General features: G+C 65.2%; 17 protein-coding genes. 9 read left to right on the top strand and 8 right to left on the bottom strand.

Annotated elements, in window-relative coordinates; all coding sequences use genetic code 11:
- Positions 1 to 179: 179 nt before the first annotated feature.
- The 3 genes from B5F90_RS08430 to B5F90_RS08420 all read left to right on the top strand — a co-directional run bounded on the left by B5F90_RS08430 (position 180) and on the right by B5F90_RS08420 (position 4,641).
- Positions 180 to 2,396 carry a sodium-translocating pyrophosphatase gene (locus B5F90_RS08430; protein WP_087362363.1) on the top strand — a complete coding sequence of 739 codons (2,217 nt, stop codon included), beginning with the start codon at positions 180 to 182 and terminating at the stop codon, positions 2,394 to 2,396.
- Positions 2,397 to 2,687: 291 nt separating this feature from the next.
- Positions 2,688 to 3,278: an HAD family phosphatase gene (locus B5F90_RS08425; protein WP_087362406.1), complete on the top strand. Its 591-nt coding sequence runs from the start codon at positions 2,688 to 2,690 to the stop codon at positions 3,276 to 3,278.
- 313 nt (positions 3,279 to 3,591) lie between these two features.
- Positions 3,592 to 4,641 carry an AI-2E family transporter gene (locus B5F90_RS08420; protein WP_087362362.1) on the top strand — a complete coding sequence of 350 codons (1,050 nt, stop codon included), beginning with the start codon at positions 3,592 to 3,594 and terminating at the stop codon, positions 4,639 to 4,641.
- Positions 4,642 to 4,775: 134 nt separating this feature from the next.
- On the opposite strand, the gene B5F90_RS08415 is transcribed toward B5F90_RS08420, so the two are convergent.
- Together B5F90_RS08415 and B5F90_RS08410 are read right to left on the bottom strand one after the other, a co-directional pair.
- Complete coding sequence (locus B5F90_RS08415; protein ID WP_087362361.1) at positions 4,776 to 5,654, bottom strand: bile acid:sodium symporter family protein; 879 nt, start codon at positions 5,652 to 5,654, stop codon at positions 4,776 to 4,778.
- A 158-nt stretch (positions 5,655 to 5,812) separates the two neighbouring features.
- The gene (locus B5F90_RS08410; protein WP_087362360.1) at positions 5,813 to 7,129 is read right to left on the bottom strand and encodes a Na+/H+ antiporter NhaC family protein; all 1,317 of its coding nucleotides are present in this window, start codon (positions 7,127 to 7,129) and stop codon (positions 5,813 to 5,815) included.
- A gap of 134 nt (positions 7,130 to 7,263) precedes the next feature.
- Here B5F90_RS08410 and B5F90_RS08405 point away from each other — a divergent pair, with 134 nt between their 5' ends.
- Positions 7,264 to 7,734: a TspO/MBR family protein gene (locus B5F90_RS08405; protein WP_087362359.1), complete on the top strand. Its 471-nt coding sequence runs from the start codon at positions 7,264 to 7,266 to the stop codon at positions 7,732 to 7,734.
- Between the two features lie 78 nt (positions 7,735 to 7,812).
- Complete coding sequence (gene obgE, locus B5F90_RS08400) at positions 7,813 to 8,805, top strand: GTPase ObgE (RefSeq protein WP_087362358.1); 993 nt, start codon at positions 7,813 to 7,815, stop codon at positions 8,803 to 8,805.
- A gap of 5 nt (positions 8,806 to 8,810) precedes the next feature.
- Here obgE and B5F90_RS08395 read toward each other — a convergent pair whose 3' ends face one another.
- From B5F90_RS08395 to serB, 3 genes are read right to left on the bottom strand one after another with little or no spacing between them, the layout of a single operon-like run.
- Entirely contained in the window at positions 8,811 to 9,560 is a 750-nt protein-coding gene (locus B5F90_RS08395; RefSeq protein ID WP_239307772.1) for a DUF5689 domain-containing protein, read from the bottom strand.
- Entirely contained in the window at positions 9,550 to 10,332 is a 783-nt protein-coding gene (locus B5F90_RS08390) for a DUF5689 domain-containing protein (RefSeq protein WP_087362356.1), read from the bottom strand. The genes B5F90_RS08395 and B5F90_RS08390 overlap by 11 nt, the downstream gene beginning before the upstream one ends.
- Positions 10,333 to 10,334: 2 nt before the next feature.
- Entirely contained in the window at positions 10,335 to 11,558 is a 1,224-nt protein-coding gene (gene serB / locus B5F90_RS08385; RefSeq protein WP_087362355.1) for a phosphoserine phosphatase SerB, read from the bottom strand.
- A 102-nt stretch (positions 11,559 to 11,660) separates the two neighbouring features.
- On the opposite strand from serB, the gene B5F90_RS08380 reads away from it, so the two are divergent.
- The 4 genes from B5F90_RS08380 to B5F90_RS08365 all read left to right on the top strand — a co-directional run bounded on the left by B5F90_RS08380 (position 11,661) and on the right by B5F90_RS08365 (position 14,380).
- A complete protein-coding gene (locus B5F90_RS08380) occupies positions 11,661 to 12,590 on the top strand; it encodes a mechanosensitive ion channel domain-containing protein (protein ID WP_087362354.1) in 930 nt (309 codons plus the stop codon).
- A 53-nt stretch (positions 12,591 to 12,643) separates the two neighbouring features.
- The gene (locus tag B5F90_RS08375) at positions 12,644 to 13,162 is read left to right on the top strand and encodes a hypothetical protein (RefSeq protein WP_087362353.1); all 519 of its coding nucleotides are present in this window, start codon (positions 12,644 to 12,646) and stop codon (positions 13,160 to 13,162) included.
- 46 nt (positions 13,163 to 13,208) lie between these two features.
- The gene (locus B5F90_RS08370) at positions 13,209 to 13,628 is read left to right on the top strand and encodes a DUF5606 domain-containing protein (protein ID WP_087362352.1); all 420 of its coding nucleotides are present in this window, start codon (positions 13,209 to 13,211) and stop codon (positions 13,626 to 13,628) included.
- A gap of 266 nt (positions 13,629 to 13,894) precedes the next feature.
- A complete protein-coding gene (locus B5F90_RS08365) occupies positions 13,895 to 14,380 on the top strand; it encodes a methylglyoxal synthase (protein WP_087362351.1) in 486 nt (161 codons plus the stop codon).
- Between the two features lie 135 nt (positions 14,381 to 14,515).
- Here the strand turns inward: B5F90_RS08365 and B5F90_RS08360 are convergent, their stop codons facing one another.
- From B5F90_RS08360 to B5F90_RS08350, 3 genes are all read right to left on the bottom strand, one after another.
- Positions 14,516 to 16,159: a S41 family peptidase gene (locus B5F90_RS08360; protein WP_087362350.1), complete on the bottom strand. Its 1,644-nt coding sequence runs from the start codon at positions 16,157 to 16,159 to the stop codon at positions 14,516 to 14,518.
- A 226-nt stretch (positions 16,160 to 16,385) separates the two neighbouring features.
- Positions 16,386 to 17,408 (bottom strand): tRNA dihydrouridine synthase DusB, encoded by a 1,023-nt coding sequence (gene dusB, locus B5F90_RS08355; RefSeq protein WP_087362349.1) that lies wholly within the window; start codon positions 17,406 to 17,408, stop codon positions 16,386 to 16,388.
- The gene (locus B5F90_RS08350) at positions 17,405 to 18,682 is read right to left on the bottom strand and encodes a hemolysin family protein (RefSeq protein ID WP_087362348.1); all 1,278 of its coding nucleotides are present in this window, start codon (positions 18,680 to 18,682) and stop codon (positions 17,405 to 17,407) included. The genes dusB and B5F90_RS08350 overlap by 4 nt, the downstream gene beginning before the upstream one ends.
- Positions 18,683 to 18,746: the final 64 nt, after the last annotated feature.

Genomic DNA, 18,746 nt, shown 5'->3' with positions numbered 1-18,746 from the left:
GTCGGTTTGGTTGGGGTCGGGCGCGTTCAGCCGGTTTTTGGGCATGGATGGGTGGCGCGGAGGTTTCGAAACGATACTTCGATATTATTTTTCGAAATAAAAAATGGAGAAATCGGGAACAGAACGCCCGATTTTTTCTTAAATTTGTATTCGACCAATCCATAAATTTACATACCGTTATGAACATTCCTTCGATTTTCTGGGCCGTGCCGGCCGCCTCGGTCGTCGCACTGGGCATGGCCTGGGCCTTCTACCGCGCCATGAAGCGCGAGGACGAGGGCACGGAGCGCATGCGCGAAATCGCGGCGCACGTCCGCAAGGGTGCGATGGCCTATCTGCGTCAGCAATACAAGGTCGTCGCCATCATTTTCGTCGTGCTGGCGCTCTTCTTCGCCTACCTGGCCTACGGTGCCGGCGTGCAGAACGGCTGGGTTCCCTTCGCCTTCCTCACGGGCGGCTTCTTCTCGGGTCTGGCCGGCTTCTTCGGCATGAAGACCGCCACCTACGCCTCGGCCCGCACGGCCAACGCCGCGCGGCAGTCGCTCGACCGCGGTCTGAAGGTGGCCTTCCGCAGCGGTGCGGTGATGGGCCTCGTCGTGGTGGGGCTCGGCCTGCTCGACATTTCGTTCTGGTACGTGGTGCTCGAGTCGTTCGTCGACGTGGCGGGCCCGCAGAAGCTGGTGGTCATCACCACCACGATGCTCACCTTCGGCATGGGCGCCTCGACGCAGGCGCTCTTTGCGCGTGTCGGCGGCGGCATCTATACCAAGGCGGCCGACGTGGGCGCCGACCTGGTGGGCAAGGTCGAGGCCGGCATCCCGGAGGACGACCCGCGCAACCCGGCGACCATCGCCGACAACGTGGGTGACAACGTGGGCGACGTGGCCGGCATGGGCGCCGACCTCTACGAGAGCTACTGCGGCTCGATTCTGGCGACGGCGGCCCTCGGTGCGGCGGCCTTCGCCTCGTCGGGCAGCGAGGCGATGCAGCTCAGGGCCGTGCTGGCGCCGATGCTGATTGCCGCCGTGGGCATCCTCCTCTCGATTGTCGGCATCTTCCTCGTCCGCACGAAGGAGGGGGCCACGATGCGCCAGCTGCTGCGCTCGCTGGGCGTGGGGGTCAACTTCAGCTCGCTGCTCATCGCGCTGGCCACCTTCGGCATCCTCTACCTGCTGGGCGTCGAGAACTGGCTGGGCCTCTCCTTCTCGGTCATCACGGGTCTGGTGGCAGGCATCATCATCGGCCAGGCGACCGAATACTACACCTCGCACTCCTACAAGCCGACGCAGAAGATTGCCGGCAGCGCGCAGACGGGTCCCGCCACGGTGATTATCGCCGGCGTGGGCTCGGGCATGATTTCGACGGCGATTCCCGTGGTGACCATCGGCGCCGCCATCATCGTGGCCTACCTCTGCGCCATCGGCTTCGACGTCCACCACATGCTCGAACCGCAGAACCTCTCGCTGGGCCTCTACGGCATCGGCATTGCGGCCGTGGGCATGCTCTCGACGCTCGGCATCACGCTGGCCACCGACGCCTACGGTCCGATTGCCGACAACGCCGGCGGCAACGCCGAGATGAGCGGTCTGGGGGCCGAGGTGCGCCGTCGCACCGATGCGCTCGATGCGCTGGGCAACACGACGGCCGCCACGGGTAAGGGCTTCGCCATCGGTTCGGCGGCCCTCACGGCGCTGGCGCTGCTGGCCTCCTACGTCGAGGAGATTCGCATCGGCATGCTTCACAACGGGCAGACGCTCTTGGAGCTTCCGGGCGGTGTGACCCGTCTGGTCGAGGATGCCTCGATGCTCGACTTCATGGAGTACTACCACATCTCGCTCATGAACCCCACGGTGCTCATCGGCCTCTTCATCGGCGCGATGATGTCGTTCCTCTTCTGCGGTCTGACGATGAATGCCGTGGGCCGCGCGGCCGAGAGCATGGTGACGGAGGTGCGCCGCCAGTTCCGCGAAATCAAGGGCATCCTCACGGGTGAGGGTACGCCCGACTACGCCCGCTGCGTCGCCATCTCGACGCGGGGCGCCCAGCGCGAGATGCTCTTCCCGAGTCTGCTGGCCATTATCGTGCCGGTGGTCGTGGGTCTCGTCTTCGGTGTGGCCGGCGTCATGGGGCTGCTCGTCGGCGGACTGAGCTCGGGCTTCGTGCTGGCGGTCTTCATGGCCAATGCCGGCGGTGCGTGGGACAACGCCAAGAAGATGATTGAGGAGGGCCACTTCGGCGGCAAGGGCTCCGACTGCCACAAGGCGACGGTCGTGGGCGATACGGTGGGCGACCCCTTCAAGGATACCTCGGGCCCGTCGCTCAACATCCTGGTCAAGCTCATGTCGATGGTGGCCATCGTCATGGCCGGCCTCACGGTGACCTGGCACCTCTTTTAGCAGGGTGTGACCGGCGGGCGTGACCGGCGTGTGTGACGCCCGGGCCGACGGCATTCGGCTGGAACCGGCATCGGGCTCCGGCGGCCGGCGGAGAAGCAGGCCGGCAGGATGTTCGGGGAAAGTCCGGGGAAAGTCCGGAAAAGGTCCGGCCGGAACCGGCTTGTAACCGGCTTCAGCATGCGGGGGCGCAGCTTTTTGGAGGCTGCGCCTCCGCCTTTTTATGCCACCGGGGTGCGGCAGACGGACGGTGCACGCTTCCGCATGTCGCGGAAAAGTCCTATCTTTGCCTTCATGAAAAACATCGTATTCGATTTGGGCGGCGTCGTCTTCGCCCGCAACATAAAGCGCTGCACGCAGGAGTTCATCGACTTCTTCTCCTTTGTCCGCTCGGAGCGGATGCCCCGCTTCTGGGAGGAGTACGACCGCGGCACCTCGACCTTCGAGGAGGTGACCCGCACCCTCGCCGACATGAACGGATGCAGCCTCGAGAAGTGCGCCTCCTACCTGCGCTACTCCATCGAACTGCAGGAGCCCGTGCAGCCGACCGAGGCGCTGATTCGTCAGCTGAAGCAGGCGGGCTATCGCCTCTACATCCTTTCGAACATGTCGCGCGAATTCATCGCCTACCTGCGCACCTTTCCCGTCTACGGGCTCTTCGAGGGCGAGGTGGTCTCCTGCGAGGAGGGGTGCGTGAAGCCCGAGCCGCGGATTTACGAGCTGCTGCTCCAGCGCTTCGGCCTCGACCCCGCCGAGACGCTCTTCATCGACGACCGCGGCATCAACCTCGAGGCTGCGGCCGCCTTCGGCATCCATACGCAGCGCTTCGACCCCAAGGCGCCCGAGGCTACGTGCCGCCTGCTGCGCGAGCAGCTGCTCGGTTGACGTCCCTGCGGCGGGAGGGGAGTGGACCCGCGCCGGACGGAAAAGGTGCCGGACAGGAGGAGCCAATGTGCCGGCCCGCACCGGGGTGGGTGAGCCCCGTACCGGACGGGCGGAGAAGATGTCGCGTCCGCGGCGGGTGGAGAAGGTGCCGCGCCTATGGCTGACGGGGAAGGTCCCGTGCCGGGATAGATGAGACCGTGCCGCACCGGACGGAATCCGCCCGTGCCGAGACGGGGCGCGCAGAATGGCGGCCGGAAAAAATCGACCCGCATCGGCGGCGCTTCCGGCACGCTCCTTGCCCGTGGGGCGGCGTATGCGAAATTTTCGGGAGCGATACGGGCGCTATGCGCTTTTCGTGCTGATTTTCGGACTCGGCGCAACCATCTTCATCGAACTGACCCCCTTTTTGGGCGGACTGATGGGGGCGGCAACTCTCTACGTGCTGCTGCGCGGCCAGATGGTCTTTCTGACCGAACGGCGGCGCTGGCGGCCGAGTGCCGCCGCTGCGCTGCTGCTGGTCGAGGCCGTCCTCTGCTTTCTGGTCCCCCTCACGCTGGTCGGCTGGATGCTGGTGGTCCACGTCCAGCACCTCGCGGCCGACCCCCAGCAGCTGCTCCACGCCGTGAAAAACCTCTCGGCGCTGCTCTACGAACGGACCGGCTACGACCTGTGGCAGGAGCGCAACGTGGCCTCGCTCATCGCCATGCTCCCCAGAGCGGGGCAGTACGTGCTGGGCGGCATCGTCGATTTCGCCGTCAACATTGTCGTGCTGCTGCTCGTCCTCTACTTCATGCTGACGGGCGGCCGGGCCATGGAGGCCTACGTCCGCGACCTGATACCCTTTGACGGTGGGCAGCGCGACGACGTCATTCACGAAATGCATCAGATTGTGCGGTCGAATGCCATCGGCATCCCGCTGCTGGCGGTCGTGCAGGGGGGCGTGGCGCTGGTGGGCTATCTGATTTTCGGGGTTCCCGACCCGCTGTTCTGGGGCGTGCTGACCTGCTTTGCGACGGTCATCCCGATTGTCGGCACGGCGCTGCTCTGGCTGCCGCTGGCCGCCTATCTGGCGCTGGAGGGCCACTGGGCCGCCGCCGTCGGGCTGGCCGCCTACGGGACGCTCGTGGTGACCCACGTCGACAACCTCACGCGGCTGGTGCTGCAGCGGCGCATGGCCGACATCCATCCGCTGGTGACCGTCTTCGGCGTCTTCGTCGGACTGGCCCTCTTCGGATTCATGGGCATCATCTTCGGGCCGCTCATGCTCTCGCTCTTCCTCTTCTGCCTCCACATCTTCAAGCGCCGCTACATCGACGGCCGTCCCGACGAGTCGGCAGACCCCGCCCCGACAGCCCGGCATTGACCGGGAACGGGGAGAAGAATGCCGACGGAACGGTTCGGCGCGGCCGATGCAGCCCGGGGCCGCTTTGTCCGGCGTTGACCCGTACCGATGAACCGGCTTTCCGGGGCGTTCCGCCCTTCGTCCCCTTCGTCCGTTTACCGCCCGGCCCCTGCGCGGAGCCGGTCGCCGCGCTGCAGCACCCTGAGGTAGAGCAGCAGCACGACATTCATCACCAGAGCATAGACGATGGCCGGGATGGCCATCCGTTCGTTGTTGAAAATCAGCGGCGACGAGGCGACGGCAATCGCCTGGGCGGCATTCTGCATGCCTACCTCGATGACGACCGTGCGGCGTCCCGTGCGGTCGAGCCCGAAGCCGTCGGCGAGCAGCCGCCCGGCCCCCATTGCCGCCAGAATCAGCAGCAGCGAGGCGCTGCCCAGCGCGGGCAGGTTCTCCAGGATGGTGCGGGCGTACTGCACGAAGAAGAGTGCGGCGAGCAGCATCAGCGCCGGGAAGGCGACCCGCCCCAGAAGGGTGTGCAGCCGCTGCGCCCGTGCGGGGAAGCGGCTGCGGAAGAGAGCGCCGCAGAGCATCGGCAGCAGCAGGAGGAGGATGTTCTGGAGAAGCAGCCGCCCGACGGGCAGCTCGATGGCCGTGTCGCTCTGCAGCGCGACGAAGCGGGCGACGCCCTCCATGAGCAGCGGGATGGTGACCAGCGTAATCAGGCTGCTGAGCGCCGTGAGCGTCACCGAGAGCGCCACGTCGCCCCGGGCCAGCATCGTGAAGACGTTCGACGAGCTGCCGCCGGGCGAGCAGGCGACGAGCATGAGTCCCATGAAGAGGACGGGTTCGAGGCGGAAGAGCACCCCCACGCCGAAGGCGATGAGCGGCAGCGCGACGAGCTGCCCGAGCAGGCCGGCCACCACCCCTTTGGGGCGATGCAGCAGGGCGGCGAACGAGTTGCGGTCGAGTTCGAGGCCGAGCTGGAACATCAGCACCAGCAGTATCGGCAGGACAATCCAGACGGTGTTCATGGCGGAGCGGTTTTGAGGCTTGCGGTTCGGGTTCGGAACGGTTCGGGTTCGGCGTTTGTGATTTTGGACGGTTCGGATTCGGGACGGTTCGGGTTCGGCGTTTGCGGGCTCGGAACGTTGCGCTTTCGGACCTTACGGCTTCGGGGCCGGAGCGCCGGCTACCGGACGCCGGCTACCGAGCGGGGATAGCGCAGCACGATGGCCAGCAGCGCGCAGAGGCCCATGATGAAGGGGTAGTAGAGGTAGCGGATAATCTCCAGCGGCGAGAGCCCCGTCAGCCCGGCCGCCATGAGCAGCTGGGCGCCGTAGGGGAGCAGCCCCTGCGTGAAGCACGAGAAGGTGTCGAGCAGGCTGGCGCTGCGGCGGCGGTCGATGCCGAAGCGGTCGGCGATTTTGCGGGCGATGGGTCCCACGGTGAGGATGGCGATGGTGTTGTTGGCCGTGCAGAGGTTGGCTACGCAGACCAGCCCGGCGATGGAGGCCTCCGCACCGCGCCGTCCCCGGATGCGGTGGGTCATCAGGCCGATGAGGTAGTCGATGCCGCCGTTGTGGCGCAGCATCTCGAGCACGCCGCCCGCCAGCATCGTGATGATGATGAGCTCGCCCATCCCCGTGATGCCGCGTCCCATGCCGCTGCACCACTCCAGCGCCGTGAAGCTCCCGGCCGCCATGCCGATGAGCCCCGACGAGAGGATGCCCAGCAGGAGCACCTTCATCACGTTCATGCCGCAGAGCGCCGTGACGAGCACCAGCAGGTAGGGCACCACGCGGACCCACTCAATGCGCTCGGTGGCCGTGGCGCCGCCGACAGCTTCGCCCGTGAGGATGTAGAGCACCAGCGTGGCGACGGCCGCCGGGGCGACGATGCGGATGTTGACGCGGAACTTGTCGCGCAGGTCGCACTCCTGGGTGCGGGTGGCGGCGATGGTGGTGTCGGAGATGAACGAGAGGTTGTCGCCGAAGAAGGCGCCGCCGGCGACGATGGCCGTCAGCCAGGCGGCGTTGCTTCCCGTCTCGGCGGCGATGCCCCCGGCCACGGGGACGAGTGCGACGATGGTCCCCACCGAGGTGCCGATGGCCAGCGACACGAAGCACGAGGCGAGGAAGAGCCCCGCCGGAAGCAGCGAGTCGGGCAGCAGGTGGAGCGTCAGGTTGACCGTCGCGTCGACGGCCCCCATGCTGCGGGCCGACTCGGCGAAGGCCCCCGCCAGGATGAAAATCCATATCATGAGCATCACGTTGCCGTTCGACGCCCCGGCCGAGAAGAGCTCGATGCGGCGGGCGAAGGGGAGGTCGCGCGTCGTGGCGACGGCGTAGACGGCGGCGGCAAGAAAGGCCACCGAGACGGGCATCCGGTAGAAGTCGCCCGCCACCAGCGAGACGAGCAGGTAGCTGGCCAGAAAGACCAGGAGCGGCGTAAGGGCGAAGAGCCCTCCGCGGTGCGGGCCGTGCGGTATCTTGTTGTCGTGGTGCATTTCGGAATCGGTGTTTCGGGGCAAAAATAAGCGCTTTTTCGCAAAATCCGACATCCGCGCCACTTTTCGTCCGCCGCGGCCCCGAACGGAACGATGTTTGAACGCTTCTCCGGCTGAAAAAAATCCCTGTCCGAATGAAACGCATTCTCTTCTATCTGGTCCCGGTGCTCTTCTGCTTCGGCATCGGCGCCATGGCGGGCTGGCTCCAGAGCGAGGCGCTCGTCGAGTGGTATCCCACGCTGGTCAAGTCGCCGCTCACGCCCCCGGCCGTCGTCTTCCCCGTGGCGTGGAGCATCCTCTACCTCTGCATGGGCATCTCGCTGGGGGCGGTGCTCGCCCGCGAGGAGCTGCTGCAGGCCCGCAGCGCGCTGGTGTGGCTGTGGCTGGCTCAGCTGGCCGCCAACTTCCTGTGGAGCGTCCTCTTCTTCGACCTGCGCAACCCGACGGCGGGCCTCATCGACATCGCGCTGCTCGACATGCTGGTCTTCGCCTACGTGGTCGTTTCCTGGCGCCTGTGCCGGCCCGCGGCCTGGCTCTTCGTCCCCTACCTGCTCTGGCTGCTCTTCGCCACCTACCTTAATGCCTACATCTGGGCCTTCAACTAAGGTGCGGCGCCCACTTTGCGGCCCGCGTGCGGGGATTCCCGAAAAATTCGTATCTTTGAGGCCGAAAACCCGAAACTTATGGCAGGCTCCAATTTTGTAGACTACGTGAAAATCTTCGCCCGCTCGGGCCACGGCGGCGCGGGCTCGGCCCACTTCCGCCGCGAGAAGTTCGTCGCCTTCGGCGGCCCCGACGGCGGCGACGGCGGCCGCGGCGGCAGCATCGTGCTTCAGGGTGACCGTCAGTACTGGACACTCATCCACCTCAAGTACCAGCGCCACCAGTTCGCCGAGGACGGCGGCAACGGCTCGGGAGCCCGCTCGACGGGCAAGGATGCCCGCGACATCGTCATCCCCGTACCGCTGGGCACCGTGGCGCGCAACGCCGAGACGGGCGAGCTGGTGGGCGAGGTGACGGCCGACGGCGAGCGGCTGGTGCTGCTCAAGGGGGGCCGCGGAGGGCTGGGCAACTGGCACTTCAAGACGGCGACCAACCAGGCGCCCCGCTATGCGCAGCCGGGCGAGGAGGGGGCCGAGGGCTCCTTCATCCTCGAACTGAAGGTGCTGGCCGACGTGGGGCTGGTGGGCTTCCCCAATGCCGGGAAGTCGACGCTCCTCTCGGTGGTCTCGGCCGCCAAGCCCAAAATCGCCAACTACGCCTTCACGACGCTGGAGCCCAACCTCGGCATCGTCGAGGTGCGCGATGGCAAGTCGTTCGTCATGGCCGACATTCCGGGCATCATCGAGGGTGCGCACGAAGGCCGCGGCCTCGGCACGCGCTTCCTGCGCCACATCGAGCGCAATTCGGTGCTGCTCTTCATGGTGCCGGCCGACAGCGACGACGTGCGCCGCGACTATGAGATTCTGCTGGGCGAGCTGACGCAGTACAACCCCGAGCTGCTGGACAAGCAGCGGCTGCTGGCCGTCACCAAGTGCGACATGCTCGACGACGAGCTGCTCGAAGAGATGAAGTCCCACCTGCCCGAGGGCGTTCCGTCGCTCTTCATCTCGTCGGTCTCGGGGCTGAACATCGCACGGCTCAAGGACATGCTTTGGGAGGCGCTCCAGCGCTGAGCGCCCTACGGGGTGAAGCCGAAGAATTCGTAGTTGGTCACCCGCAGCGCAAATTCACCGTTGAAATAATCGACAATTCCGCACAGCGAGCCTTTGCCCTTGGGCAGAGGCTCGCCTGCGTATTGGGCGCTGCCGAGCGTGCGGACGCGGAAGGTGGCCCCCGTGGAGTCGACGATGGTGCGCTCCGTGGTGAGCCGCTTGCCGCTCAGCGGGTCGATGTCGCACCAGGTGCCCTGCGTGGTGAAGCGCACCTGGTCGAAGCGGACGTAGGTGTCGACGTCGCGCAGCGAAATCTCGGAGATGGAGCGGCGGACGAAGTCGCGTTGCAGCGTTCCGCCGTCGTTGCACCGCAGGTAGTGGGAGAGCTCCCGCGCGGGGATGCGGTCGACGGCATAGTCGCCCCGGGGCGGGGCGCCGAGCTGGATTTTCCCGCCGTAGTCGCCCAGCGCCAGACCGTTGCAGTAGAGCGTGAGGTTGGCCCCGAGCGGATAGTCGCGGTAGAGGTCCGCGGCGTCGACGGCCACCTCGATTCCGCCGCTTGCGTCGGCTACGACCAGCGTGCGGTCGAACTCTCCGTAGTGGTCGTTGGCCGTGACGACGCACCGCAGCCGGATGTCGCGCGTGAGCGTCACGCTCGCTTTGGTGCAGAGCGACTTCAGATGGGCGATGCTCATGAACACGGCGTCGGGCCCGGGCATGTAGCCGGGCTCGTCCGCCTTGTCGCAGCTTCCGGCCCAGAGGAGACTAACGAACAACAAGACAGTCGGTTTCATACCTCATCTTAAGCATGTACCGGTCCGAGGAGGAGCCTTCGAGCTGCAGGATGCCGGTCAGCGTGACCTCGCCGGTCGGAATCGGAGCGTCGGCAAAGTCGGCATAGGCGCGGACGTAGGTGCGGAGCGTGCGGCCCGACGCATCGGCAAACGTATGGTAGCCGCTCCACGTCTCGGGAGCAGGCTCCCCGTCGTCGGGACGGAGTTGCAGCGCCTCGATGCGGACCAGCGTGCCGCACCGTTCGGGCGTGAGTTCGGAGATGTGCAGAAGGGTGGGTTCGACGCTCTGCCCGCCGTCGAGGCGGACGATGGCGGCGTCGGCTGCGGGGCGCGAGCCGAGGTAGCCGGTCGCATATCCGCTGCCGGGTTCGGCGCGGGTGCCGGCCTGGAGCACCCCGTACTGGAGTCCGAGCGTCAGGCCGCGCAGCCGCACCATGAGGCGGCTTCCGGGCGGGTAGTCGTTGTGCAGGTGGTCCAGCCCGACCATCACCTCGAGGGCGGCACCCGCCTGCTCGATGCAGAGCGTGCGGTAGAAGTTGCCGGCGCGGTCGCTCGTCGTGACGTACCCCACGACGCGGATATCCTCCTCGACCAGGGTCGGGCGGCCCGTGTAGCGTGCGCGCAGTTCCGAAAGAGGGGTGTTGCCCTCCCCGGCCGCGGCGCCGCCGGCCGCTTCGGAGAAGTGCGAATCATAACAGCCGCCCGCGGAGAGTAGAGTGGCGAGCAGCAGCGCTGTGATGCCCCGGCGTGCCATGGTCACTCTTCGATGCGGGAGTCCTTCAGACCGAGGAAGTAGAGGATGCCGTCCAGACCGATGGTCGAGATGGACTGGCGGGCCGTCGCCTTGACCTTGGGTTTGGCGTGGAAGGCGATGCCCAGACCCGCCAGGTTGAGCATCGGCAGGTCGTTGGCTCCGTCGCCCACGGCCACCGACTGGGCGATGTTGATTTTCTCGAACTGGCAGAGCAGCCGCAGCAGCTCGGCCTTGCGGCGTCCGTCGACGATTTCGCCCGCATAGCGGCCCGTGAGCTTGCCGTCGGCGATTTCCAGCTCGTTGGCATAGACGTAGTCGAAGCCGTACTTCTGGCGCAGGTAGTTGCCGAAGTAGGTGAAGCCGCCCGAGAGGATGGCCGTCTTGTAGCCCACGCGCTTGAGGATGGTCATCATGCGTTCGAGCCCCTCGGTGATGGGCAGGTGGGTGGCGATGTCCTCCATGACCGAGACGTCGAGCCCGCGCAGCAGCGCCACGCGCCGCGTGAAGCTCTCGCGGAAGTCGATTTCGCCCCGCATGGCGCTCTCGGTTATGGCACGAACCTTGTCGCCCACACCTGCGCGGTCGGCCAGTTCGTCGATGACCTCCGTCTCGATGAGCGTCGAATCCATGTCGAAGCAGATGAGACGGCGGCTGCGGCGGTAGATGTCGTCCTTCTGGAACGAGACGTCGAGCCCGATTTCCGAGAGGTTCATGAAGCGCTCCTGCATGGTGCTCTTCTGCTCGTCGGTGAGCGAGCCGCGCACCGAGAGCTCGATGCACGACTTGGCGGCGCGGTCGTCGCGTTCGAGGGGCATGCGGCCCGTCAGGCGCTTGATGGCGTCGATGTTGAGCCCCTGCTCGGCCACCACCTTCGTTACCTCGGCGATGTGGCGCGCCGTAACGGTGCGGCCCAGCAGCGTGATGATGTAGCGGTTTTTGCCCTGACGGCTCACCCAGTCGTTGTACTTCTCCTCGGAAATCGGCGTGAAACGAATCATGACACCCAGCTCCGAGCTCTTGAAGAGCAGCTCCTTCATGATGTTGCCCGACTTGTCGGAGGTGGTCATGAAGAGGATGCCCAGCGTGAGCGACTGGTGGATGTTGGCCTGTCCGATGTCGAGAATGAAGGCATCGTAGCGGGCGAGGATTTCGGTCAGGGAGGAGGTCATGCCCGGCTTGTCTTCGCCGGAGATGTTTATCTGGATGATTTCCACGTTGTTCTTCATCGTAAGTGAGGGCTTTTACCGTAAATTTGAAACAAAGTTAGTAAAATATCTGTTTTTTGGCTATTTTTGTCCGCACAAACTTTTTTCGGGAGGATACGACTCATGTGGCCACTCTTCAACATATTCACGGCCGTGGCGGCTGAAACGCCCGCCCCGCTCATGCTGCCCGACAGCGTGCAGAAGGCCCGCTTTGCGGAGACGGTCCGCAGGCTGGCCGACTTCGACTTCGACGAGTTCCTGCGCAACATGGCCTCCGAGATGCTGTGGGTGGCCATCAAGATTGTCATCGCGCTGGCCATCTACTTCATCGGGCGCTGGATTGTGCGCCGGCTGGTGAAGCTGCTCGACGCCGCCTTCGAGCGCCGCAAGGTCGACGTCTCGCTGCGGATGTTCCTCCGCAAGACCGTGCGCGTCGTCTTCACGCTCATCCTGGTGATGATTGTCGTCCAGACGCTCGGCGTCAACGTCACCTCGCTCATCGCCCTCTTCTCGGCCGCCACGCTGGCCATCGGTATGGCCCTCAGCGGCACGGCCCAGAACTTCGCCGGCGGCGTGATGATTCTGTTGATGAAGCCCTACCGCGTGGGCGACTACATCTCGGCGCAGGGGCAGTCGGGCACGGTGCGCGAAATCAAGCTCTTCTCGACGGTCATCGCCACCAACGACAACCAGATTATCTACATTCCCAACAACTCCATCGCCACGGCCATCATCGACAACTACTCGACGGCCGACCGGCGGCGCGTCGACTGGACCATCGGCATCTCCTACGGCGACGACGTGGATGTGGCGCGTAAGGCGATTCTCGAGATTCTGGCCGCCGACGAGCGGGTGCTTCGCGAGCCTGCGCCCGTGGTGTGGGTTGCGGCGCTGGCCGACAGTTCGGTGAACCTTACGGTGCGGGCCTGGACGCTCAACGCCGACTACTGGAGTGTCTTCTACGAAAACAACGAACGATTCTACAAGCAGCTGCCCCAGCACGGGGTCAGCTTCCCCTTTCCGCAGATGGATGTGCACGTGAAAAAGGAGTAGAGCTCCCAAGCGTAAAGTCAAACCATTTTTTAATTAAACTCAAATTTATTCCTATGAAAAAAATGCTGTTTTTGGCGCTCGTCGCCATGACCGTCGCCACGATGACGGCCTGCAACAAGGAGCATCAGAGCGGTCCTGAATATCAGACGCCTACCGACATCGAAGGCATCGTCTTCTGGTCGAAGGGCAAGAACCCCTCGTCGCCCATTGCGGCCGACCAGCCCGTGGTGGTCAACGCCACGCTCTCGAACCCCTACCGCCTCTACCTTGCGCTGATTCGCTATACGGTCGACCAGAGCGCGGTGACCACCCCCAGCGAGGATTACGAGCCCGGAGTCGAACGGACCGCCTCGGAGGTGGAATACGAGCCCGACCGTCTGCAGACGCGCGCCATCTACCAGGGCGAGATTCCCAAGCAGCCCGTGGGGTCGAAGGTCTCCTTCTACATCTGGACCATCAGCCCGTTCGGCGTGGTGTCGTACAGCTTCCCCCAGGAGTATACGGTGACGGTCGAGAGCAACGGCACCGGCGGCCTCGAACCGGAGCCCGAACCCGAGCAGCCCGGCGAGTAACGCCCATGATTGCGAAAACTTCTAATCACAACTTTTTTTATACACTATGGAACTGAAGGATATTCTGGCCATTTCGGGTCAGCCCGGACTCTACAAATACGTGGCCCAGTCCACGCGCGGCGTGATTGTCGAGTCGCTGCTCGACGGCAAGCGTTCGAACGCGTCGGCCTCGTCGCGTGTGAGCGCGCTGACCGAGATTTCGATGTTCACCGAGGGCGACGATATTCCGCTGGCCGAGGTCTTTACCCGGATTTATGCCCATACGGGCGGCAAACAGGCCATCAGCCACCGCGAATCGCCCGAAGCACTCAAGGCCTTCTTCGCCGAGGTGCTTCCCGAATACGACCGCGAGCGGGTGCACCTCTCCGACATCAAGAAGTGCATCTCGTGGTACAACATTCTGGTTGGCGCCGGCTTCACGGAGTTCAAGCTCCCCGAGCAGGAGAACGGCGAAGAGCAGAAGTAGGGCGGATGTATCCCTGCAAAGAGCTCCCGCACCCCCACGGTGCGGGACTTTTTTGTTGTACGGGACAGACCGCAGGCGTCCGGCTGCGATACGTTTGTATGAATTTTGCGCTTCGGAGGAGCACGAAGCCCCGCGATTGCTTATCTTTGCAGATGGTTCGCTGCCGTGCGGGCGCTGTCGCCCGCGTGCGGCTGAGCGCGGACCGAACGAACTGATGTGAATTCCGCGTGAGCCTCCCGGCTCCGCACAACAAGAGCATGAGCCCTATGGAGAAGAAGAAAAAGGTATTGGCGCTGGTCGCGCACGACAACATGAAACGCGACCTGGCGGAGTGGGTGGACTGGAACTCCGGAAAGTTGAGCGAGCATCACCTCGTCTGCACCGGAACGACGGGCAAGATGGTGGAGCGGACGCTTCTGGACCATCAGTGGGAGCATGGTGACGAGACCGAGCGGACGCGGCTCCACATCACGCTGCTCAAGTCGGGCCCGCTGGGTGGTGACCAGCAGTTGGGGTCGCTCATTGCCGACGGGAAAATCAATGCGCTGATTTTCTTCTGGGACCCGATGTCGGCCCAGCCGCACGATGTCGACGTCAAGGCGCTGCTGCGTCTGGCGACGCTCTACAACGTGCCGACGGCCATCAACCGCTCGTCGGCCGACTTCCTCATCTCGTCGCCCCTGTTCGAGGACGACGACTACTGCCCCGTGGTGAAGGACTACCGCGAATATGTGGAGCGGGTGCTGAAGTAGGCGGGGGAGCGCCCGGCGCATCCCGCATCCCGCATCCCGCAACGCGTCATTGCGCGAGGCAACCGGCCATGGAGAAGGCCGTACCGGTGTCCGGTACGGCCTTCTTTGCGTAGGGAGCCTGCGGCCGCTTGCCGCTCAGCGGCCGTTGCGCTCGCGGATGATGGCCAGCAGGCGGTCGAGCTGGCCGTTGCGCCCCGAGAGGTACTCCGCGGCGATGCACGGGATGGGGATGTCGGGCTGCACGACCCCGTCGACGGCGCGCGTACGCTCATCGATGCGCACCATCGAGACGGCCCCCTGGTAGAGGTTCGTAGGAAGGAGGAGGCCTCCGTCGACCACCTCGCCGTACTTGAGGGCGTTGTGCCGCAGCGGCTCGCCGGCCAGCAGGGCGGCGCCGTGGTACTGGAGCATGTTGACGAACGAGGCGGCAATCGAGCCCGTGTCGCGTCCGACGAGCACGTAGAACCGGAGCCCGTCGACATGCATCGCGGGGATGGTCGGGAACGAACGGACGAACTCTCCCTCGGGCAGCGGCACGGTCTGCCCGAGCATCTCCTCGGTCAGAAAGTCGTAGTAGGGCATCGACCTTCTCGATGCCTTGACCCACTGCCCGGTGCAGTACTCCACGACGGGCTTGTCGATGAAGATGGACAGGAGCCGGTCGAAGTTGTGGCCGTTGCCGCCGGTGTTGCGCCTCAGGTCGAGGATGACGTCCGTCAGCCCCTGCCGGCGGAAGTCGCGAAGCGTCCGGTGGAGGATGCGAATCAGCCGGTTGTTGTTGGGGAAGAATTCGGGAATGGCGATGTAGCCGCAGCCCGCCTCGGGCCAGGTGCGGATGCTGCGGTCCAGCTCCTCGGCGCGCGTGAGGAGGAACAGCGTTCGGGCGTTCGGCATGCCGGGGGTCTCGATGACCATCGGCCGGCCGTCGCGCCGGAGCTCGATGCGGAAACGGTCGAAGACCTGGCTGTAGAAGCAACGCCCCATGAGCGTGATGGGATACGTGTAGCGGTCGTCGTAGCCGTACTTGAGGTATTCGGCCGCCGGTACACCGTTGATGGCCGTCACCTGGTCGCCGCGCCGGAAGGCCGGGTCGAGCGAGCGGTCGACGACGAGCGTGTCGTTGATTTGCAGCAGGCTGAAGCCCGGGGTGGGCAGCGTCCGCTCGAAGCGCCGCAGGTCGCGGCGGGTGTAGACCTCGGGGTCGGCGATGGTCGGTATCAGAATCCGGTAGTGGGGGTCTTCGTAGTGGAGACGGTCCAGGTAGGGGCGCATCGCCCAGAAGAGTTCCGAGGTGAGCAGCGAATCCTTGCCCAGCGAATCGCAGCGGGCGTCAATCTCGGCGCGGATTTGCCGCATTTCGGCCTCCGTAAAGAGCGAATCGAGTCCCGGATGGCTGCTGACGCGGAAAAGACGGCGCTCACCGCCGACCAGCGAGCGGGGCATGTTGACGTCGAGGATGGCGTAGCATCGGTCGGGGACGCGCACCTCGAAGCTCCGGCCGGCCTGCATGATGCTGTCCAGCTCCTTGCCGGTGAGCTGTGCGGCCCGTATCGCCGGCTGGGGCCGGTCGGGGGTGTTGATGGAGTCGGGGCCGCCGGAAGAGTTGTAAGCGCCGGGAGCTTCGGGTGCTTCGGTGGCCTCGGGTGCCTTGGGAGCTTCGGTGGCCTCGGGTGCCTTGGAAAGACCGGCGGGGCCGGGAACGTCGGGAGCTGCCGCAAGGAGCAGCGGAAGAAACAGGGCCGCAAGGAGCAGCGTCTGACGGAGCGGGTTTCGGTCCATGGTTCAGCGGGTTGGTTACCCTTCTTATCTTAAACGGTTCCGAAGAGCCGAATCGTATCCCGCCGGACCGCTTTTTTTGTTTTTTCGGACGGCTTTTTCGGGCGGTTCCTCTTCCGCCCGGTTCCTCCTCCGCCCGGTTCCTCCTCTGCCCCGGTTTCGCCGCCGCCCGGTTTTCCGCTCCCTTCCCCGGCTCTGCTGCCCGCCTTTCTCCGCGGCCCGGCGAAGGTCAGAGGTCGTGCGACAGCGGGGCGGGAACGGCCCCCGAGAGGTCGTAGTCGCCCCACCGCTCGGCAATGAGGTCGAGCGTTGCGTAGAGCTCTTCGACGTCGAGCGTCGTGACCAGCTTCAGCCGCGTCTCCTTGAAGTTGGGCAGCCCCTTGAAGTAATTGGTCAGGTGGCGCCGCATCTCGAGGATGCCGACGTAGTCGCCCTTCACCTCGAGCGACTTGGCGAGGTGCTCGCGGGCGATGGCCACCCGCTCCCGGACCGAGGGCTGCGGCAGCACCTCGCCCGTGGCCAGATAGTGCTTCACCTCGCGGAAAATCCAGGGCCGGCCGTAGGTCGCGCGGCCAATCATCACGCCGTCGACGCCGTAGCGGTCGAACATCTCGGCGGCACGGGGCCCCGAGTCGACGTCGCCGTTGCCGATGATGGGGATGTGGATGGCGGGGTTGTTCTTCACCCGCCCGATGAGCGTCCAGTCGGCCTCGCCGCGGTACATCTGGGCCCGCGTGCGGCCGTGGATGGTGAGCGCCGCGATGCCGACGTCCTGCAGCCGCAGGGCTATCTCCTCGATGTTCTTCGACTCGTCGTCCCACCCCAGCCGCGTCTTGACCGTCACGGGTTTCCGCACGGCGCGGACAATCTGGCGCGTCATCTCGACCATCAGCGGCACGTCGCGCATCATGCCCGAACCGGCGCCGCGCCCGGCAATCTTCTTGACCGGGCAGCCGAAGTTGATGTCGATGATGTCGGGGTCGGCCGCCTCGGCCATGCGGGCCGCCTCGACCATCGGCTCGATGAGGTGTCCGTAGATTTGGATGCCCACGGGGCGCTCCGCGTCGTCGATTTCGAGCTTCTTGAGCGATTTGGCGGCGTCGCGGATAAGGCCGTCCGAGGAGATGAACTCCGTGTAGACCACGTCGGCGCCGAAGCGCTTGCACATGTAGCGGAACGAGGGGTCGGTCACGTCCTCCATCGGGGCGAGCAGCAGCGGCTTCTCCCCGAGTTCTATGTCGGCGATTTTCATGCTTCGGGTGTTTTGATGCGGGTGACGAGGATTTTGTCGATGCGCACGCCGTCCATGTCGACGATTTCGAGGCGCAGCCCCTTCCAGTCGACCTGCTCGCCCGTCTGGGGAATGTGGCCCGTCAGGTCGAGGAAGAGGCCGCTGACGGTGTTGTAGGCGTTGTCGAGCGGCGTGCCGTCCATGCCGAAGTGGGTCAGCAGGTCGAAGAAGGGGCACTGCCCGTCGACCAGGCAGCTGCCGTCCTCGCGCGTGACGATGTCGGGCTCCTCCTCGCCGTCGGGAATCTCGCCCACGAGCGCCTCGAAGATATCCTTGAGGGTGATGATGCCCCGCGTGAGGCCGAACTCGTCGAAGACCACGCCGTAGCCGAGCTGCTCGTTGCGCAGCTGCTCGAGGGCGCCGTAGACCTCGAGCCCCTCGTGGAAGAACTTGACCGGTTCGAGGTGCCGTTCGAGCGAGAAGCCGGGCTCGTGGAGGTGCTGGAAGAGCTCCTTGAGGTAGACCACGCCGATGAGCGAGTCGAGGCTGCCCCGGCCCACGGGGTAGCGGTTGTGGGGGTGGGCGTTCACCACGGCGCGGATTTCATCGGGCGTCATCCCGACCTCGAGCCACGTCAGTTCGCCGCGGGGCGTCATGATGGATTCGACCCGGCGGTCGCCCAGCGAGAAGACGCGCCCGACGATTTTCTGCTCGACCTCCTGCACCTCGCCCTCCTCGGCCCCCTCGCGGATGATGGAGCGAATCTCCTCCTCGGTGACGCGGCTCCCGGCCTTCTCGATGCCCATCAGGTGGGTGATGCCCGCCGTGCTGCGCGAGAGCAGCCAGACGAAGGGCGAGGCGACGAGCGAGAGCAGGTGCATGGGGCGCGAGACGGCGCAGGCGGTCTTCTCGGCGGCGTTCATGCCGATGCGCTTGGGAACCAGCTCGCCGAAGATGAGCGTGAGGTAGGTGACCGCAATGACGATGAGGACCTGTGCCGTGGCGGCTGCCGCGCGCGGCGGGATGCCCAGTGCGGCCAGCTCGTGACCGAAGCGTTCGGCCAGCGCATCGCCCGAGTAGATACCCGTGAGGATGCCGATGAGCGTGATGCCGATTTGGATGGTCGAGAGGAAGCGGTCGGGGTTCTCGATGAGCCGCAGTGCGCGGCGTGCCCCGGCGTTGCCCGCGCGCGACTCCAGGTCGAGCTTCGAGCGGCGGGCGGAGATGAGTGCTATTTCCGACATGGCGAAGAGGCCGTTGAGCAGAATCAGCACCAGAATGATGATAATTTCCATAGAAGGTGCGGAAAAATCCGTCGTTTTGTCTGCAAAGATAGGCATAGTTTCCGAAAGCGGAAAA

The organism is Alistipes sp. An31A, assembly GCF_002159425.1.
GTDB lineage: Bacteria > Bacteroidota > Bacteroidia > Bacteroidales > Rikenellaceae > Alistipes > Alistipes excrementigallinarum.
This window is presented reverse-complemented; position numbering and strand designations above follow the sequence as displayed.

Excerpts from the sequence above, each read along its gene's own strand:
- B5F90_RS08365 (WP_087362351.1), top strand. The coding sequence starts at position 13,895 with ATGGAGAAGAAGAAAAAGGTATTGGCGCTGGTCGCGCACGACAACATG.
- B5F90_RS08390 (WP_087362356.1), bottom strand. The coding sequence starts at position 10,332 with ATGGCACGCCGGGGCATCACAGCGCTGCTGCTCGCCACTCTACTCTCC.
- B5F90_RS08375 (WP_087362353.1), top strand. The coding sequence starts at position 12,644 with ATGAAAAAAATGCTGTTTTTGGCGCTCGTCGCCATGACCGTCGCCACG.
- B5F90_RS08425 (WP_087362406.1), top strand. The coding sequence starts at position 2,688 with ATGAAAAACATCGTATTCGATTTGGGCGGCGTCGTCTTCGCCCGCAAC.
- B5F90_RS08415 (WP_087362361.1), bottom strand. The coding sequence starts at position 5,654 with ATGAACACCGTCTGGATTGTCCTGCCGATACTGCTGGTGCTGATGTTC.
- B5F90_RS08405 (WP_087362359.1), top strand. The coding sequence starts at position 7,264 with ATGAAACGCATTCTCTTCTATCTGGTCCCGGTGCTCTTCTGCTTCGGC.
- B5F90_RS08380 (WP_087362354.1), top strand. The coding sequence starts at position 11,661 with ATGTGGCCACTCTTCAACATATTCACGGCCGTGGCGGCTGAAACGCCC.
- B5F90_RS08430 (WP_087362363.1), top strand. The coding sequence starts at position 180 with ATGAACATTCCTTCGATTTTCTGGGCCGTGCCGGCCGCCTCGGTCGTC.
- dusB (WP_087362349.1), bottom strand. The coding sequence starts at position 17,408 with ATGAAAATCGCCGACATAGAACTCGGGGAGAAGCCGCTGCTGCTCGCC.
- obgE (WP_087362358.1), top strand. The coding sequence starts at position 7,813 with ATGGCAGGCTCCAATTTTGTAGACTACGTGAAAATCTTCGCCCGCTCG.
- B5F90_RS08410 (WP_087362360.1), bottom strand. The coding sequence starts at position 7,129 with ATGCACCACGACAACAAGATACCGCACGGCCCGCACCGCGGAGGGCTC.
- B5F90_RS08360 (WP_087362350.1), bottom strand. The coding sequence starts at position 16,159 with ATGGACCGAAACCCGCTCCGTCAGACGCTGCTCCTTGCGGCCCTGTTT.
- B5F90_RS08420 (WP_087362362.1), top strand. The coding sequence starts at position 3,592 with ATGCGAAATTTTCGGGAGCGATACGGGCGCTATGCGCTTTTCGTGCTG.
- B5F90_RS08370 (WP_087362352.1), top strand. The coding sequence starts at position 13,209 with ATGGAACTGAAGGATATTCTGGCCATTTCGGGTCAGCCCGGACTCTAC.
- B5F90_RS08350 (WP_087362348.1), bottom strand. The coding sequence starts at position 18,682 with ATGGAAATTATCATCATTCTGGTGCTGATTCTGCTCAACGGCCTCTTC.
- serB (WP_087362355.1), bottom strand. The coding sequence starts at position 11,558 with ATGAAGAACAACGTGGAAATCATCCAGATAAACATCTCCGGCGAAGAC.